This window comes from Terrisporobacter sp., from assembly GCF_017888745.1.
GTDB lineage: Bacteria > Bacillota > Clostridia > Peptostreptococcales > Peptostreptococcaceae > Terrisporobacter.
In genome coordinates, this window is the sequence record NZ_JAGHFM010000290.1 from 1 (window position 1) to 19611 (window position 19611).

Here is a 19611-nt window from a genome sequence, read left to right on the forward strand (position 1 = left end):
GTCTATCTCTCCTTGTATCTCAGCCTGTCTATTTCTACTTGCTTCAGCTAATTTTTCAGAACGATTTACAAAATTATCAATTCCTTTTATTGCTAGTGAAATACCAACACCTGCTAAAGCCATAACACCAGCGTTTAATAGAGTAACTCCTGCATTTGCTGCTATAGCACCTAACTTAGTTGAAGTAAATCCTTTTGATAATTTTTCAGTTCCCTTACCAACCTTTTCTATGCTTACAGATGTCTTAGATGTAATATCCGTAGCCTTCTTTATTTCTTGAGAGAATCCATTAAAAGAACCCTTTGCTTTTTTAGACTTAGAATCCAATCCATCTATGTAAGTTAACATTCCACCAAAAAGATTAGGAATCTCCTTATCATTTCCTAATGATTTTATAGTAGTAAATAAACCACCAATAGTACCCAATACAACTGGAGTAGATATTCCCAATTTATCAAATGCTGATATTACATTATTAACAACATCTATTATAGACCTAAGCCCGTCAACCATTCCACCAAACATATCTGATGATACTGTTGTTGTAACTAATTTCTTTAAAGAATCAGATAATCTGGTAAGTTTACCTTCCAAGCTATTTATATATTTTTCATTCTCTTTGTCAGCACTCCCAATTGCCATACCCGAACTGATTTCTTTTTGTATCTTTTTAACTGTTTCCCAGTTGTCCATTAATGCTGCAAATTGAGGCGCTCTATGTTTTCCACCTATAGCAATCATTAATGCTTGTTGTTGTGTTTTATTTAATGTGTCCCATTTTCCACCTAATTCATCTAAGACTAATCCCATATCTTTAAGTTCACCATTAGGCTTTTGAACATCAATTTTTGCGAATTGTTTAAGTGCTTTGGCAGATTTATTCATTGAAAGACTTCCATCTTTTGCACTAACAGTAATACCTGTCATATTCATGGCAATAGCTTTTAAACCATTAGATGACATACCAGCATTCTGCATTATTTCGTCTATAGCAACAAAATATGCCATACCATCTTCTAAACTAACATTCATAGCTTTTAATGCTGAACCAGTATTTTGCATACCCTGTGCTATACTTTGAGTAGAAGTTGCATAGTTATTCCCCAAAAAGTTACTTGCATCAAGAACTCTATTCATCATAGAATAGTCTTGTGTTGCCCCTTGAATCTGAGTTCTAGTTCCTTTTAATGCATTTTCTACACCGCCATAACTTGATAATATTGAACGCAATGCTTTATCCGTATCTTCTTGTGTCATATCTGATACATTTGAAAATTTAGCACTTTCTTTTGCATATTGCAAAGCATCATTTACATTCTTAAATCCTGATTGCAATGCGTTAGAGGTAGAATTTATAATATCAACAGAACTTTTTGCGACTTCTTGACCTACACTTGCTGCATGATCTCTTACACTATTTAATTCTTCTTTAGTACCTCTAAATGATTCAGGAGCAACTTTCATTAAATCTCTAAAAGCACTATCTAATTCAACTATTGTATCTTTTATTGCATATACTCCAGTTTGTAATCCATCTGCTAATATATTTCCAATTGAAAATGCAGCAATAGATGAATTTAATTCTTTAAAGAATCCATTAGTAGCCTTTGTTTCTGTTTTTACTCCACTTAAACCACTTTTAAAAGTTTTAACTGATGTACCTACTCTTTCTAATTCCTTCGCTTGCCTACTTAAATCTAAATTTCCAATTTCTCTTAATTCTTGCTCAAACGAATCTAATTGTGAAGTCGATGTTCCTAATTCAACACATTTTTGCCTTAATTGGTCTATTTGAGATTGAATTTTATCAAATGATGCACTGGAAGTACTTAGCTGTTTAAATTCATTAGAAACACTATTTATTGAACTTTTTAAATATTCTAATTGTTGAGTTGCTGTTTCTGAATTTGGATTTATTTTGATATCATTTAGTTGCTTTATTTTATTAATTAAATTATCAATGGAAGAGGTATCTAAATATGTGTTATTACCCTTTATTTGATTAAGTTTGTCAATCATACCATCCACTGATGATTTAGCCTTATCTACTTGACTTGTAAATTGTTGATTCCATGTTAAGGTTTTTAATCTACTTTGAACTTGACTTATAGCAGTTTCCAATTTAGCCATATCACTATATGACTCTTTAGAATTTATGATATTATCAAGTTTCGCATTCCCTAAACTATTAAGAGTATTTTTCAACTTCTCAATTTCTTTAACCTGAACTGAAGTTAAATTTTTATTTTTAGAGAATCCTTCAAGTTTAGTTTGTGTATTTTCTATTTTCTGTTGTAAAGTTTGAAATGATTTTGCTAGATTTTGAGTTAAATCAGGTGATTTGCCCATTTTATTTAATGCTTGAAGAGTGCTTTCTGATTTCTTTTGCACCTTATCTAATTGTTTTTCTAATACCTCATAAGATTGAGCATTAGTAGTTTTAGACATTTGATTTTGAAGTGATTTTATCTTAGCTTGACATCTATCGTATTCCTTAGTCAAGTTTTTTACAGTATTCGCAGTATTATTAATGCCTGCTGTATTAGATGAAGTATTTCCTCCTAATAATGTCTTTTGAACATCCTTACTCATCTTATTTATTTCTTTTAATGTTGTCTTTATTGAATTCAAATTGTTCAATTGCTTAGGATTTAATTTAAATGCATTATTCATGACCTGTTGCAACTGATTCATTTCTGTTTTGAAACTCGATGTATCAAACTTTAATTTAATTTTATTTTTTTCTAATTGAGATATAAGATTTTCTAACTCGGCTTTACTTTTACCTTCTTCAACTTCTGTTGTTAATCTAATTCTAAAGTCTGCCAATTTATATCACCACCTTTAATTTATCGCATAAAAAAAACCACTCTATGCAAAAGTGGTAATTTTAATATTATTCAATTGGTATACCTCTACTTCTTAAAAAATTAACTAATAATCTTGGTATTTCGGATTCACATTTACTTACTGATTCTTCCATTATATTAGTAGCAGGTAGATATGAAGGACTATTATCTGTATGACCTTTACTCCAAACTTTTCCGCTTTCAAACCTTTCCATAGGATAAGCATGGTTGCCTGTTTTAATATCTGTCCAATCACCATTATCTCGAAATTCAACAGTAACAGAATCCTTATCCACCTCTACTATTCCAGGCGAATCTTCCATTTGTCCTGTTCTTTTATATTGATTTGGACTATAACTTGCATATATTTGATGCATAATTTCATTCTTCATTATTTCTTCCATTTCATGCCCCATTTCATTCATTCCTGTGGCAACAATACTCTCAATATATGCGACTATATCATCAAGACTATTGAACGTCATTATCATCATCCTTTTTAGAAAATTCTTTTTCTAATTTCTTTATATTTTTATCAACTTTCTTACATTCTTCAGTTACAAGTAATGTTTCTTGAGTTTTTAGTAACATTAACTTAGCATATTCTGTACTTTGTAAATCACATAAGTTTCTATATTTCTCTAACATTTCTTCAGTTTGTATCTCATATATAATGTCATATACTTCTTGCATTACTTTAAGCATGCTTCCTGTTGGTGCATTTAAAACTTCTATAAGTTCATCGTCTATAACTATATTAGTGCAATTCATAAAAACATCAGTATAAACTTCTTCAATTAGTTTTATATCCTCTAATCCCTTTTGGGCTGCTTCAGATAATTTATTTTTTAATTCGTTTCTTTCTTCGCCTAATAAATTATAAATAACTACTTCTTGTATATCTCCGTTTATATCCACATTAAAAGTTTTTCTTATTTTATCTACTTTTAAATCACTTAAATTTATCATATATTATCTCCCTCCAATAAAAAAGAGTAGGGCAAACCTACTCCATATACTTAATATTCCTCATCATTTTCTTTAAATCTATACATTTTTCGTTCCAATTCGTATAATGATTCTGAATCAAGACCATATTCTTCATCTAATTCAAATTGTAAATCTTTAAGATTTTTTTCAACTCTACCTTCCTCACTTACAACAACATTAGACAAGGTAGCAATATCATCTATCATAATACACTCATCCGCTCTAAGTGATCCATCGTCATAATATGATATCATTTTATCTAAATAGGCCAATCTTCTTTTCGTCATTAAATAATTATAATTTATTTTTATAAAATTATAATCTTCTTCACTTTGAGTAGTACCTTTGTATTCAACCATATAATTATGAAAATCTTGTAATTTATCTAACGATATTTTCTTCAATTCCCTAGAATATTCATTTATCACTTCGGTATTATCACTTATTTTAATATAAGCCTCTTCTTGTTCATCTTTATCATCAGATTCCCATATTACATTGGTATTTTCTTTTACATCCTCTATCATATCATGAGTTTTATTATAATATGATGTGATATCGTCCTCTTGTTTTTTATATTCATCTATTTTTTCTACATTCATTTTATTACCACAGGCAGTTAAACTTCCACATAATACTAAAACTAACCCTAAACCAAATATTTTATTCATCCCTACACCTCTTTTATTAATTATATACTTTAATAATATCATTAGCATATAAAATTAACAATTAAAAGTATTCGACAAATTATTAACTTAAAATTCATTCCTGAAACTATTGCAAATACTAGAGTGTAGGAATGAACTGACCTAATAAAAATGATATTTTATTACTTCTCTAGTTGTTCTAATATTTTTTTAACTTCTTCTCTGTATCTAAGAGGCACTTCATCTATTGTTTTAAGCCCTCTTATGACCATTGCTACATATAAATCCACCATTTTACTCACCATCCTTTCATTTATTTGTAATCTCTGTGGTACTGATTGTAATAATGGTTCTAACATCATATACATTTCATCAGTAGCACATAAAGAAACATTTATTAGATCATCCTGATTTTTATTTGTTTCCTCCATTGCTGGAATACTAGGTATATAACTTGTATAAGTAAACTTACTTTCCACTGGAATAATAGTATCTATACTTATTGTAGAGTTATCGAATATATCTAATACCCATCTTGGAAGTTGTGGTGTAATTGGTTCAAAGTGTGGTTCTAAAACTTCATAAACTACTTTACAATGATTCTTTTGTAACCACTTTTTAAATCCTGCTTCATCTTTAGTTTCCAATTTACTATTATATATTTGAACATAACAACGATTAGTACCAGCATCAAATGTTATACCTTCTCTATTGTGCTGTGAGTCATATGCCTTTTGATAAAAACTAAATAAATCACATAAAACAGGTTTTGCCACCCCATTAGAAGGGAAATTTAAATAAAAAACAGAAGTTTGATTTCCAACTTCATTGTAAAGTTTCCAATCTTCATCACCATTATATATAATACTTTGTCTCTTATGTAATACTCCTAACTGACCATTCTGTACACATATTTCATTGCCTTTTAAAGGTGGGTTATCCAAGAAAATACTTGTTTTATATTCTTTGTAATCCTCATATTGAGTTGCTTGAGTTCCTTCTTCTACTTGTACTCTAACATTATTTATAAAGTTATCTACATCTGTAATAGCACTATATTGAGTTATTGCAATATATTTATAGTTAGTTATAACCATGCCATTAATATCAATTATTCCATTTGTTACCTCTATATCACTTATATTTTTACCTGATGTCCTACCCATGAAATTTTTGTTTTCATCATAAAAGGCTATAAAACTCTTATAATTAAAATCTAGTCCACTTACAAAATAATCTTTCGTATAATCTAATTCTATATAATCTGTTCTTACAGATGTTTTATTAGTATCGTCAAAAACTCCAGTAGTTGATGTTGTATAACCTTTATACCAACCACTAAACTTATTTTTACCAACAACTTTAATACCAACCCTATACTTACCTAAGTTTTCTGCTTTCTCAAGTCCACTATCTACCATTTTTTGAGTTATCTTTTTATCCTCAAAAGCACTTAACATTCCACTAAAATAAGGTGTCTGAGGTGTATCTCCTTCAAATACTTCCACATCTCTTGAAATCAATCCTTTACCATATAATCTTAAATAATTATCTGTAAGAGTTGCTCCAGTTGTTATTTTGTTTGAAGTATTTACTGTTCCTCCAAGGTTATATTTAGCCGTTCCACTTCCAGTTCTAATATCGTGGATAGAGTATAAAGTCGAAGGTTTTAGCATACACTCTATCCCTGTATTTTTTATCTTTTGATTACAAGGAATAACTGTATTAGTAGATATATGAGTTACCTCTGCATAAGTAGGGTATTCGTTATCTAAATCTTTTATTTCTTCGTATATTGGTGTAGCTAGTTCATATATAACTGTGATTGGATTAGCTTGTAACCACTTCTTAAATCCAGCTAAATCTGCTGTTTCTAGTTTAGATTTCAAAATGTTAATAACTAAATTTGTGTTTGTTCCCACAAATCTTATACACTCTTGATTATTTGCAACAGTATCAATACCTTTAGCGTCTATAAACTTATCACAAACAACATTACTACCAAAACCTTTAGCATTTGAAATTCTTACATACATATTTATTAAGGAAGTATTTGTAGGCTGCCAAGAATTAACACCCCAATTTTCACTACCATTTAATACAACCTCTGCACAAACCCTTTTTTCGTGAGTTTTATTTTCAATCTTTGTAGTCGTATCTCTTGCTACACCTTCTATTCCCCTAAGAGGCTCATCTAATAAAATTACTTTTTTATGATGTTTATGTGGTGTATAAGGAACATTTTCAATTCCTTCTGTTAAAGATAAAGTATCTAAATCTATATAAGTTTTAGTTTCACTAACCTCATAACCCCATGAACTATCTATACATTTAACTGTTTTGCCTTCGTCAGATATTAACGTTATAGTTTTCCAAACATTTGTGTCTAGCATATTTACAGAAGAAGTTGTTCCGTCAGTATATACAAATCTAAGATAAATACCTCTTTTTAACTCATTAAGTGCGTTTTCATAATAAACGTTATAAGTTAATCTATATTGAGTGTTAGGCTTAAATTTAAACGTATTAATCCATTCCTTATTAAATGTCTTAGTAGCTGTTACACAATTTTTATCTTGATAAGTCACATATTCCACAGGAGCGCCAGTTAAATTTATTTTTACCTCATTTACATCAAATAAGTTTTTATTATTCGTTTTAGTTTCTATCTTATATTTCTTTATACTTCCTTCAAAGTATTCTAAGTTAGAGTTTTCATAATCACCTTCCACTATTAAAAACCTTTTAGCAAACTTAACATAAGTGCCCTCATCAGTATCAGATTGAATTGCAAGGTCAACTTTAGTTGCACCTACTTTGTTACATTTAAAGCGTATTTTATGAGTACCCACTTCGGAAGAAATCATAACATTACTTGCTAAGGGATAGGTACTTGTAGGATGTCCTCTTAATACTAATGCAGTAGATTTTATAGTTGATTCTAATACTGTATAAACTAATGTGTATATTTTATCTTTTTCAAATGATGTAATTAATTCAAGCCCTTCTGTTATTCCTTGTTGCACTAATTTTATATATTCGTCTGTCTCACTACTTGAAGTTCCTACTAAACTAGTTCTTGTAACTAAATTAGTTAAAGTAACTTCTTCCCCAACACTTTTTATTCCTGTGAATGCTTCTGTTGGTATTGGTTTATTTGTGTAGTCTCCTTCTAAAACAATAATATCCACCTTTGGTAATGTTGCTTTTTCTGTAGATACATAAACTAACATATAATTTTCATTAGCTTTAGTTGTGAATATATGTGAATTACCTCCATTTAAGACCCTCATATAAGCAGAACTTACTTTAGTTCCTATATTGTTATCATCAAATAAACAAATATTGCCTCTATCTGAAACGGTTAATTTCTTCACAGTATAAGTTGTGTTAGGTTTAACCGAATACTCATAACATAGTACAGTAGAGTTATTAGTTATAACAATTGAATCTATACCATTACTTGCATCACCACTAGGGAAATAATCAACTTGTTTGCCAGGTAAGTTATTTAAACTTAATCCTTCTAATTCTATATCTACTAATCCACCCTCTACGGTATCATTGATAGTACATGTAGTTCCTTCTATATTTATCTCATCATTTAATATTAATTCTTTATTTTGTTTAGCACAGTTAACTAAAGTATTTCCTTTTATATAATTAACCGTTGCAGTACCTTTCTTGGAACTGTCTAGTTTAATGTTGTTACTATTACTTTCTAATTCCATTTCTCCGCTAGTACTATTGAATAAAGTATCTAGTTTAGCATTTTGAACTGCATTGATATTTTCTATAGAAGATATTTTTTTATCTCTTTCTATATTAGATTGATTTATTTGAGATAAACTTTCATCTACTTGACTTTTAATTGCTAAATGTGATATATCTTGATGTTCTGACAATTTATTATTCCAAGTTTCTTTTTCTGCATCCGTTACAAATCTATGCTCATTATCTTGTGTTATGATAGATGGTTCATGATTCTCAGGATGAACATAATTGTTTGCATTATCTTCTACATTTGCAAGTTTTGTCTTTTCAGCAGTGCTATAATTATTTTCCGTTGCAACATATCCTTCACTATTAACCTTTTTAGCAAGTTCTGCATTTACATAATCGTTAGATGCCTTAGTTCCTATTTGATTGGCAACTGTAGTAGCAAAATTAGGACCATTTCCTAATGCTGTTGCTAATTCATTTAAAGTATCAAGTGTTTCAGGTGCAGAATTTACAATAGAAGCAACTTTATCATCTACATAAACTTCAGTAGCTAAACCATCTATAGAAGGTATATCTGGTTTTTCAGTTAAATCATTATACGAACCACTAAACTCAGATTTATTATTCCATACATCCTTTTCTTCATCTGTAACAAACCTATGAGTAGCATCTTGAGTAATAATATTAGGTTCATGATTGATTGGATGAGTATAATTATTAGCATTTTCCGCTATACCATTTAATTTAGTATCTTTTTCTGTTGTAAAGTCAACTGTAGAAAGTCCTTTACCCTCAATCTTATCTACTTTAGAATCATTTAATTCATTTATACCTCCAACTACAGTTTTATCAATAGTATTTAATCGTTCATCCTCTAGTTTCTGATATTTACTTAAATTTACTATACTTCCTCCATTTTGTTGTAAATATCTAACTTCATCAATAAGTTGTTTCAAAACTGGAACATCAGGATCGGGTTCTATTTCAATATTCAACCCTGTTACTACCGATTCTTTGACCACATATTCAAAAGGCTCACAAGTTACTACTTCTTCACGACCATTCACCATACAGGTAATTTCAAGTTCACATATATATTTTCCAACTTGGTCTGTAAAATTTTGTGGCATGTCAAACAAGTATACCGCACCATTTCCCATGACACTTTCATCTTGCACAACACCTGTCAGTTCAACCAACATTGTTGTCTTTGGTTTTACAACAGTTAACTTGACATTATAATTACTGGCTTCTTCTTTATTTACAAATCCTACAATACTCGGGTTGGTACTCATAGTTATTTGTAATTTTACAAATAAATTTGCTATGTTTTTATCAGTGTTGTAAAATGACATATTTGGACTTGTAATTTTACCACTCTTTAAGTCCGCTATAACTAAGTAATCTCTATTTATATTTGCCATATTAACCTCCTTTATAAAAATAATGGGTGAAGTTTCCGTTACTCCACCCAAGATCTATAATTTATAAATAAAATTTATTTAATTTGTTTATAATATTAATAATCATTTTAGTTTATCAGATTGATTTGATTTTTTCTTTAGTTTATCAAATCGGATTTTCCCATCTTTCGAGGTGGGATTTTTACTTTATTAAATAATTTAATTCTATAAAACACTTTATTATTTAAAATATATAGTAATTAAACTTTAATAAATAAAGCATATTATACAATAAAATTAATTTTTATTTATATCAAAAAGTGTTAGCAGAAATTAATCCACTAACACTTAATATTATTTAACTCTTTTTCTACCTCTCTTTGGCAATGATTCCTCATCATTTTCAGTAGATGTATTAGAGTGTAACTCTTCAGTTACCTTTGGTGCTTATGCCCCAACTCCGCCAACATTTTTATCTATTTCGTAGATTACTCCACCTTCATCTGCCATTGCATCGCAAGTAAGTGAGAATGAAGATATTTCTAATGCTGACATTCCAAATTCACCATTTGCTTGTGGTTTAATTTTTTTGAATGTCATTTTCTTAACTTCTTCAGTTCCATCTGAATTAACAACAGTGAATATTCCTTCCATGCTATAGTATTTTGTAGGAATACTATCTTTAACAGTTATTTTAGTACCTTCTAAAGTACCACCTACCATCATGGCCATTTGCTCATTTGTTAAAACTTCTGAATCCATTGTAAATGAAATTTTTCTTGATCCATCCATTATTATTGCATCTGCTCCATTTGCTCTAGCAGTTAATTGCTCAGATTCTGAAGAAACTGAGAATGAGTTTAAGTAGTCTATTTTTATTGGTGTACCTGGTTCTTCACCTAATGCTGTTAATGTACATTTACATGCTGATTTTATTGCATAAAACATAATATTACCTCCAATTTTATTAATTTTATATTTTTATAAATAAAAAAGGTACGTTATTCACGCACCAATTTAGTCTCATCTTGCCATCTTTTAACTTCTTTCAAATCAACTTTCCTATTTGAATTTGTAAACATCAAATATTGCTTATCAAAAACTTCACTTAAACATTCAACCGTATATACATCTTTTAAAAACCATATAGTCCAATCTTTTACATCATTATAAGTGAGTTTTCTGTAATGCATTACTTGCCTTACCATTTCTTCAAATACTATTACATTTTTATCTTTACTTTTTTGACCATATTTTTGATCGTACATCTTTTTTATTCTTATCAATTCTGCATCACCTTTTATTTCAGGTTCGGGTTCAGGTTTTTCAAAATAACACATTTCAAGCATAACTTTACATAAGATATTAAAATTACTATCATCAATAAATGCTATCGGTTTATTATCTCTTTTTATTATTAATTTTACATCTTCATCAAAAGCTTTAATATTTAAATCTTCAGTTCTATATAAAATCCTTAAAGAGTCTAACAATAAACTTAGTAACTCATTTTCATTACTAGACATCATTAAATAATAACTCCAATGTATTCCACTATCATGTATTTCATCTTTTAAATCTAAACTTTGTTCCATATAAAAAGGCTTTACAAAATCAATTAAGTCATAATCTTTCATAAAATCATCAACTTTTAATTGTTTAATGATTCCTAAATTGTATTTTCTTAAATCTATATCATTACCACTTAAATATTCCTTTGTATAAAGCATTACATTGTATTAAAGTAATCTACAGATATTTTTGCAGAATAACCTGTGTATCCAAAAGGCATATTATATAATTGACTAAACGGTTCTAATGTAGCCTCACCAATACCACCTAATTTAGCATTAGCAAGTAACTCAATTATCTTATCAATTACTATACCTTCTCTTGTACCATTCAATGTTTTTCTGCAATCACTATGACAAATAACTCCTATTTCAATTCTACAAGTTCTAAAAAACCTACTTGTTTGATATCGTTTAGTATAAGATTCGTCATTTGAAAGATTTATAAATATACTTATATCACTTTCTTTTTGTACCTTATCTACCCTTCTATCTATAAAAACTTTATTATCTTTTAAACTTGAAATAGGATTCTCTACTGGTGGTAATGAATATAAATCTTTATCTTTCACCTTATTATAATAAAGTGCTTTATTTATATCAGGATCTAACATAATCATATTAGATAGTTTTAACATTAATTTATTGGGGAATCCTTTTATCATTTCATCCATAGTTACATCCCCCTTATTAAAATATTTTTAGTATCAAGTGTTTCTTTAGTTTCTTTATCTTTTGCAATTAACATCACAGTAATACCTATATCATTCATTTCCATATTGTGTCGTAAAACACATTCATTATTACCTTGATTTACAATCTCAACATTCGCATATGCGAAATCTAAAGAAAACTCAACTTCTTTATCATAATTAATACTATATTTGTTTTGTTCACCTAAATAAATTTCAGTTTTACCAAGTATTTTATTTACAACAGTTTCATCTTCTACCTTAGATATAGGATTGTATGCTATATTATTTTCTACATCATCTTCACCTAACATGGCAGTTTGTAAAACTAATGCAGAACATAATCCTGGTGAACCAATAGATTTACCATTGTATTCAAAATCAGTTAAGTTTGTAACTCTATATACAGTTTTTCCTGTAAGCATAACTCTAGTTCCAACATCTATAGTTCGGGTAATAGGATTAGAACCAAAATGAATTCTATTCTTAGAATCCCCTGCTGAAGTATAACGAACATCAGCCATTCCATCACTATATCAATTTGTTATCGTAAAGGCTTTTTATCCTCTACTTCTAGGAGTTTCCTCCATTACCTCATGTCAATTCATGAGTAGTTCGGCATACATTTTCACCTTCAACTTCACTTGTTAAGGTGTCGGATACTCTTGGAGATATTATATTCTGTGGACGGTTATTATCCATCAAACAGGTTCAATCTCTATGCTCTACAATGTCTATATATTTTTAAATATATAGATTATCTCGGTATTAGTTTATGTTTATATTAATCGTCTATTTCTATATTCCATCTCATAAGGGCATCATATAAGTTTTTAGGTATTTGACTTTTGTATTTATTAGCAACTTTTTTAATATATTTTTCTTTCTCAAATTTATATGCTAAAAATGCGTCCTCACAATTATCATACATTCCTATATGTGTTGTTTTGTTTTCAACATTCATTTTTGCACTATATTTAGAACTCTTTTTGTCAAAAGTTACTCCAATAGGGAAATTTCCTCTTGATGTATTATGATTTGCAAATAATAAATTTATATTGTCAGGAACAAAAACGCAAGTATTAGGTGAATATATTTTATTACCTTTATAAAGAATATCTTTATCTAAATTCATAATCCTATTTTCAATTTCATAATAATTATTATCAAACCATCTAGCGAAATTTTGATAATTATGCCATTCTTCACACACAGTACAAGGGATATATTCAGGGTGAGTTCTTTGAAACGACTCGTCATAGCATCTCTGAATCATTGACTTCCAAAACTTATATGATTTTGTTAATTTATAATTTATTCTAGACTTATATTCTCCTACACCCATATACCCCACATTATGTACAGATCTATGATACGGATTTTTAACTTTGCCTTTCTTTATATTTCCTATACCAGTTTTAACTCTATATTTATGTTCATCTTGAATTTCAACTATTACATTATCATAATTGTTATACTCTACTACTTTCACAAAATACCCTTCGTTTGTTCTATAAAGACCATCATAATCACAAATACTTTTCTTTATCAAATTTACACCACTTTTCTTATTATTTTTGCATTTATATAAACACGTAACCTTTCTTACCAACTACCTCACGATAGTTATGACCGATTTTACCCGATTTCCATATGATATATTTCTATACCAACACGCCATATACTCTAGCGTCAATGCTGCTACAACCATTGGAATTTTATAAACCTTACCTTTATAATTATAGTTATATAATTCATTACATTTAGTCATTGTAAATCTTTTGTAAGTATCCATAGGCTTGTACTCTTTAAATATCACGAGCCACCATGTCTGTTGCCAGAACACGTACGAACCCACTTCTATATCCGTATCTAAAGTACACATTAATTTCTTTTCATCATAGGCTTTTTTATCATTATCTGTTTTATCATTAATTGCCATTAACTTCTTTTCATTAGTTTCTAAATTAGGAAACTCATCTGGCTTAGTATAAGTAACTTCCATTGCAGTAGGAGAAGTTCTCAGATATTGTTCAAATGACCTTCTTCCATCATCTATTATTTTTTGCTTCATGGTTGTTGCATTACCTAATGTTCTTTTTTTATAAATATCAAAATAATTCATTACTCATTCAACCTTTTATTCTTCCATGAACGTTTGATTTTTTTTCTAGTTACACGTTTTATCATTTTTTCTTCTAGTTTTAATAATTTATCCAACATTGAAGCAGTAGATTTTTTAGTATAATCACCATCTGTAACTGCTACTTTTAATATTTCTTCTGTATTTATTTTAGGTTGCAGCCAACATAGTACCATAACATCTGCGATCAATGATTTATCACTTGAAGTTAAGTCAGTTACTATATAACCATCCTCTATAGTTAAATCTTCATTCCATTCATCAAATTCACATAATGCATTTTCTAAATATCCATGCATTATTTCCTCTGCAATTTCTTGTTCTAGCTCAGATAATATATCTGTTCCGATTTGTCTCAAAAATCTTTTATAAATATCTTGAACAGGAGTCATAATCACCACTCCTTTTAATAAATTAAATTATCTAAATCAAGTAAATTACATATTATTCTTTCTTTACCTCTTGATAATTCAAAGTCATTATCTTCTATAGAATCTAAATAAACTGCTTTTGCAGCAACTTTCTTAACAAAATTTCTATCTTCTCTTTGTAGTATATCTTTAAACCTAGATTCATCTTCTTCTACTATTAATTCTTCTAAAACATCATAGTCTTCCATTTGTATTCTATCTAGTTTTAAAAATCTTAATATTTCATCTAAAGAGTATTCATCATTATAAACATCTACAATTATTAAACTTCCATCTCTGAAGAATCCTTTTGCTTTAGTACATATTTCTTTTACTTGCTTTAAATTTATTGCACAATTTTCACCTGGTTCTAAATCAACATAAGCATCTTCAAACTTATTCATGTATAAAACTCTTCCAGTAGATACATTTAATAACTCAATAAATACTTCTCCCTCTACTCTATTCAATTCAACAGTTAATTCTTGTTTACTTTTTCTAGTTTTCTTAGGTTTAAATACTTCTTTATTAGGTTCATCTATAACATTTTTTTCAACTTTTGTTTCTTTAACTTCCTTTTTACCCTTAGTTTCTTTTTTTAATTTCGCCATTTATTTCCCCTCCCATATAAAATAAAAATAGCACCCAAGAATATGAGTGCTATTTCTTAAATCTATGCAGTTATTTTAACCATACCGAATTTTGATGATATAGCTACACCTACATGTAATTGTCTTTCCATTTCAAATTCGATTTGTCTATCTTTTCTATTATATATATTATCATTATCTAATACTCTTATATCTCCTTCTAAGCAACAATAAGCTAGAGGTTCACCAACAGCAGGAACTACCAATAATGTATCTGTAGGTATTTCAAATTTTTTATTATCTTCGTCATAATATTGTGGTAATTCTCTACACTCGTTAGAATCAAATATTTTTACATATCCAAAATCTCTTCTATCTCTTGCATCTTCTTGTAAATATGCCCCACCAGAATTAGGAACTTTTGCTAATGCACCTTTTGTTCCTAATATTTGACACTTAACTCCTGTCGCACCTTCAACTCTTTGTAATAAATCTTCAAGTGCAGTCTCTAGCCCTTCTGCGTTAGTTTGAACATGGAATGGATTACCTGAGTTGTCATAAGCAGCAAATATAGTAGATGTAACTAATGTAGCTATCTTATGAGCAAAAGATTCTGCCACTCTATTACATAGATCAGTCCAACTTATTTTACCAGTTAAAAATTCAAATGCTTCTTCATATATAAATGCAGTTAGTGTAAAAGAATCAGTTTCTAATTTGCTATCATGCATTCTTCTTCTATGAGTAGCACCAACACCTGTAGCTATTTGAGAAACAGGGAATAACTTTTTATTTTTAACTCTATATACAGGTGCATCACCTAAATCTATAGTATCTACTTTAACTAAATCACTAAATGCTTCTAATGTTAATCTATTAGCTATTGGAGTTATATTTTCTTCGAATAAAGCAAATAACTGTTTTGCATTATTTTTTAAATATCTTTCCATTTCTGCTTTTCTTTTCGGTAAAGCAGGAAGTTCATCTAAAAATGCTTTTCTTATAACATCTTCAGCCTCTCCTGCACTATATTTGCTAACTTTCCCAAAGTAAGTATCATAACATAATTGTTGTAATTGATTTAATTCATTATACATCTTGTATTATTCCTCCTATTTTATTAATTTTATATTTATATAAATGCTATAACTAAACTATCTTTACCACAGTATTTTTCTTTAGCTATGACTTTACCTAATATATTTTTTTCTTCACCAGCAGTCTTAGCTAATTTATAACTTGCAGCCTTTGGAAATAATTTATCTCCTACATTAACTGATTCAACTTCATCTATATTATCAGCTTGAACTCTTATAACTGCTCCTTTATGTAATAAATAACCTCTGACTACTTCCTTAGCTTTTATTTGTGGCACATCTCCACTTAATAGTCTTTCATCATATCTATGATAATCAGGTGCAATTACAACAAATAACTCACCAGCATCATCAGTTAATTGTTCAACTTCATAAACTTCACCTGATAAATCAACTCCTGCTTTAGTTTGTTTAGCTAGTCCTTTTATTTTGGCAAAGCTACCATTTTCAACTGGTTCTGCACAAACAAATGATCTTGCCATTTTGTCATCAACATTTAATAATTCTATATACATTCCTCTACCTCCGTATTTTTATTAATTTTATAAATATTTTTTAAATAAGCCACCATAAGGCTCATATTTAGAATCTACATTATCAAATACTTGAACTTCATTAGTTTTAGTTTTTTCAACTGGTTTGCTATCTTTAACTTTCATAGCAAACATAAATCCTAATTCTTTTTTAAATTCAGCTACAGTTATTTCTTTATTCATAGCCTTATCTTTTAAATCTTTTATTTCTTCTTCATCTAAATCAAATAATTTACTAGCATCTTCAATTTCTTTTTCATACTTAGCCTTATCATAATTTTCTTTAAATTCTTTTAACTCAGCATAATCTTGCATAGCATTTAATTTATCTTCTAATTCAGAATAAGAAGTTTTAAGATTTTCTAATTCAGTAACCTCATTTTCATGAGTATCTATTGAATCAAATTTATTAATTATGTGTTCTTTTAATTGAGTATCTTCACAATTAAACACTTTAGGTTCAACCTCACCTGACATTTCTCTCCATTCTTGAATGTAAGGTTTTTTATTGTCAAAATCTAATGTAACAACATCTTCATTTAAAGTGTATGGAACACCAAAGTATTGTCTGCATGACCAATCGGCATTTTCAACTATTGCTATCTTGTCATCAGGTAATACGTCCATAAACCAAAATTCTCTTGCTTGGTATTTATCTCCCCAATAATCTTCTTTTTCCACAAATCTTGAATTAATTTGAGTGGTTATTTGATCTGTTATATTTTGAACAGATAATCCAAATTCTTTTGTTTGATTATTTTTATCCAAATTTTCTTCCTCCTTCTCTTCTATTGAATATATTTTATTATTGATTTCATTCACAAAATCATCATAATCAGATTTAGAATAAACACTAATATTGCAATTTCCATTCATACCTTGGATTACATCTGAACCAAGTAATGTGACTCCATTAAATCTAAATTTATTGATGTTCAATATACCATCTTCATCTTTTTCAGATTCAAGAACCGAAATCTCCATACTAACATCTTTTATTCCTTCATTTTCCTCTAATAAATCTAAAGTTTCATTACTGTATCCTTCCCATATATAAGCATCTGCGACCATATGATTTTCACCATCTATCTCTTCATATCTCACATTACAAGATTCTGGGAATATACCAACTGGAGTTTCTAAATAAAAATATTTTAAATCGTATCCCTCATCAGTTTTTATTATTTTTGTAATAATATCATGACTACCAAAATCAATTGCTTCGCCATCTTCATTTCTTTTTATATAAGCCAATAAAGGACGATTTTTTAAACTTTCTTCAGCATCTTCCATAGACTCTTTTGAAAACGAACTATTATTACGATTTTTACCTTCATTCATAATAATGACTTTACATTTAACTAAACCATCTTGTGATTCTTCTGTGAATAATTTACAAGGAATATTTTTAACCTTCAATTAAAAACCTCCTTTCTTTTAAATTTTTATATAATAATCACCATGAAAGGTGTTATTTTTGCACTCCCAATTCTCTATCTAAAATTTCTTCAATGTTATCAAAGTCCCAATACCATATTTCCAACAATTTAATATTGTGATTATCTGCATATTCTCTTTTCCTTCTATCGTGTTCTTGTTGTTTTTTAATATCATATTCGGTTTGACATCTAGTACTCCCATCATGAAATTCACCTTGATATTCAATAAGTAAATTGTATTTAGGCAAATAAAAATCATATCTCAATTGCCCTCCATTTATTCCTATTAAATTGTCAAATCTCATTTGCGTTATAAAATCTTTATTCTTTATTAGATTAAGTCGATTTGATAGGTAATCACTTATGTATGTCTCTCCTTTAGAACTATAACAATCTAAGCATTTACACCCTGTTTTATTAGCAGTCATTGAGTGTATACTTCTAAAAAATTCATCTCCACATTCTTCACATATATGTAAAAATACATCATGAGTACCTTTTGAGATCTCGAATGGAGATAATTTATTTTTGGGTGACCAATATTTCACCAATTCTGGGTATAAAGTCCCATAACTATCAATTACATGAACTTTTCTATTTCCTGTTCCTTTATGTGAGCAGAAAGGGCATCTTTGTCCATGTTTAAATTGTTTACATCCTGTTTTATAAGAACCATAATAATTAGTTTTAGTACATTTAATCCAAACTCTCCAGTCTTCTCCGTTTTTAGTCCAAGATTTACGACTACTATATATCAAATAAGGATTAACTGTATTTTTCTCCCAATCCCAATATTTATTGAGTGGTTCTTTAAGTTCTTGTTGAATATAATAAGCAAAACTATTCTCATATTTATTACAACATTTACCACATTTTTGTCCTTTATTTATGAAATTATAATATATAACATCAAATTCAGCACCACAATATGGACACATAACTCTAATGTACATACGCTTGTCTATGAATATATTCTTATCTAAAGTGTAATCACCTTTCTCGTATGTCCATATATAACCATACCCTCTTTTTTCTACCTTTTGTTTATGTTTTTCATCTATTCTCATAATATAATCCTCCAAGTTTATTAATTATCTATTCCATTCTGTTATTAAATCATTTAATTTATCATTTCTCATGAACACCCAAAAAGTACGTTTATTAGTGGGGTTTAATCCACATACATAATATCTTTCACCATGTTCAATTAAATATTTTTTCTGATTTGCATCATAACAAATATAAACTGGACTTTTCATATATAATCCTCCTTTCTTAAAAATTTATATAATAAAAAATACCATCCTAAGACAGTATTAATTAACTAAAAGAATAATTTATTATCAACTACATATTTACTCTTATCTAAAGTAAAGTTTAATTTTTTACAATCACCTTGAAAAACAAAAGCCTTTTTATCTCCCATATTATGTTCGCACACATATGAAAATCCACTCAATAAAAGTTCCTTTTTATCTTCCTCACTGAATACATAAATAAATTTTTTCATTTAATCACCTC

Annotated in this window: 19 protein-coding genes; all 19 read right to left on the reverse strand. The window is 28.7% G+C overall.

Annotated elements, in window-relative coordinates; translation table 11 throughout:
• Positions 1–2829 (reverse strand): phage tail tape measure protein (locus J7G74_RS12985; protein WP_297136106.1); only part of this gene is annotated, 2829 nt, incomplete at its 3' end.
• A 67-nt stretch (positions 2830–2896) separates the two neighbouring features.
• Positions 2897–3334, reverse strand: coding sequence for a hypothetical protein (locus tag J7G74_RS12990; protein ID WP_297136108.1), 438 nt, complete (start codon positions 3332–3334; stop codon positions 2897–2899).
• The gene (locus J7G74_RS12995; RefSeq protein WP_297136110.1) at positions 3321–3818 is read right to left on the reverse strand and encodes a hypothetical protein; all 498 of its coding nucleotides are present in this window, start codon (positions 3816–3818) and stop codon (positions 3321–3323) included. The genes J7G74_RS12990 and J7G74_RS12995 overlap by 14 nt, the downstream gene beginning before the upstream one ends.
• Positions 3819–3868: 50 nt before the next feature.
• A complete protein-coding gene (locus tag J7G74_RS13000; RefSeq protein WP_297136112.1) occupies positions 3869–4510 on the reverse strand; it encodes a hypothetical protein in 642 nt (213 codons plus the stop codon).
• A 161-nt stretch (positions 4511–4671) separates the two neighbouring features.
• On the reverse strand, positions 4672–9636 hold the full coding sequence (locus J7G74_RS13005) for a CD1375 family protein (RefSeq protein WP_297136114.1): 4965 nt from the start codon (positions 9634–9636) through the stop codon (positions 4672–4674).
• A gap of 426 nt (positions 9637–10062) precedes the next feature.
• A complete protein-coding gene (locus tag J7G74_RS13010; protein WP_187294961.1) occupies positions 10063–10563 on the reverse strand; it encodes a hypothetical protein in 501 nt (166 codons plus the stop codon).
• A 53-nt stretch (positions 10564–10616) separates the two neighbouring features.
• Positions 10617–11345: a hypothetical protein gene (locus tag J7G74_RS13015; RefSeq protein ID WP_297136117.1), complete on the reverse strand. Its 729-nt coding sequence runs from the start codon at positions 11343–11345 to the stop codon at positions 10617–10619.
• Positions 11345–11860, reverse strand: a complete 516-nt coding sequence (locus tag J7G74_RS13020) for a hypothetical protein (RefSeq protein ID WP_297136119.1) — start codon at positions 11858–11860, stop codon at positions 11345–11347. Before J7G74_RS13020 ends, J7G74_RS13015 begins: the two co-directional genes overlap by 1 nt.
• A gap of 2 nt (positions 11861–11862) precedes the next feature.
• On the reverse strand, positions 11863–12402 hold the full coding sequence (locus J7G74_RS13025; RefSeq protein ID WP_297136121.1) for a hypothetical protein: 540 nt from the start codon (positions 12400–12402) through the stop codon (positions 11863–11865).
• A gap of 260 nt (positions 12403–12662) precedes the next feature.
• Positions 12663–13430: a hypothetical protein gene (locus J7G74_RS13030; RefSeq protein WP_297136124.1), complete on the reverse strand. Its 768-nt coding sequence runs from the start codon at positions 13428–13430 to the stop codon at positions 12663–12665.
• Between the two features lie 60 nt (positions 13431–13490).
• Complete coding sequence (locus J7G74_RS13035) at positions 13491–14003, reverse strand: hypothetical protein (RefSeq protein ID WP_297136127.1); 513 nt, start codon at positions 14001–14003, stop codon at positions 13491–13493.
• Positions 14003–14413 (reverse strand): hypothetical protein, encoded by a 411-nt coding sequence (locus J7G74_RS13040; RefSeq protein WP_297136130.1) that lies wholly within the window; start codon positions 14411–14413, stop codon positions 14003–14005. The genes J7G74_RS13035 and J7G74_RS13040 overlap by 1 nt, the downstream gene beginning before the upstream one ends.
• Positions 14414–14427: 14 nt before the next feature.
• Positions 14428–15042 carry a hypothetical protein gene (locus J7G74_RS13045; RefSeq protein ID WP_187294954.1) on the reverse strand — a complete coding sequence of 205 codons (615 nt, stop codon included), beginning with the start codon at positions 15040–15042 and terminating at the stop codon, positions 14428–14430.
• 62 nt (positions 15043–15104) lie between these two features.
• Entirely contained in the window at positions 15105–16118 is a 1014-nt protein-coding gene (locus J7G74_RS13050) for a hypothetical protein (RefSeq protein WP_297136133.1), read from the reverse strand.
• A gap of 35 nt (positions 16119–16153) precedes the next feature.
• Positions 16154–16633, reverse strand: coding sequence for a hypothetical protein (locus J7G74_RS13055; RefSeq protein ID WP_297136134.1), 480 nt, complete (start codon positions 16631–16633; stop codon positions 16154–16156).
• Between the two features lie 27 nt (positions 16634–16660).
• Positions 16661–18070, reverse strand: a complete 1410-nt coding sequence (locus J7G74_RS13060) for a hypothetical protein (protein WP_297136136.1) — start codon at positions 18068–18070, stop codon at positions 16661–16663.
• Between the two features lie 52 nt (positions 18071–18122).
• On the reverse strand, positions 18123–19157 hold the full coding sequence (locus tag J7G74_RS13065; protein WP_297136138.1) for a zinc-ribbon domain-containing protein: 1035 nt from the start codon (positions 19155–19157) through the stop codon (positions 18123–18125).
• A 24-nt stretch (positions 19158–19181) separates the two neighbouring features.
• Positions 19182–19349, reverse strand: coding sequence for a hypothetical protein (locus J7G74_RS13070; protein ID WP_297136140.1), 168 nt, complete (start codon positions 19347–19349; stop codon positions 19182–19184).
• Positions 19350–19414: 65 nt separating this feature from the next.
• The gene (locus tag J7G74_RS13075) at positions 19415–19600 is read right to left on the reverse strand and encodes a hypothetical protein (protein WP_297136142.1); all 186 of its coding nucleotides are present in this window, start codon (positions 19598–19600) and stop codon (positions 19415–19417) included.
• Positions 19601–19611 lie beyond the last annotated feature (11 nt).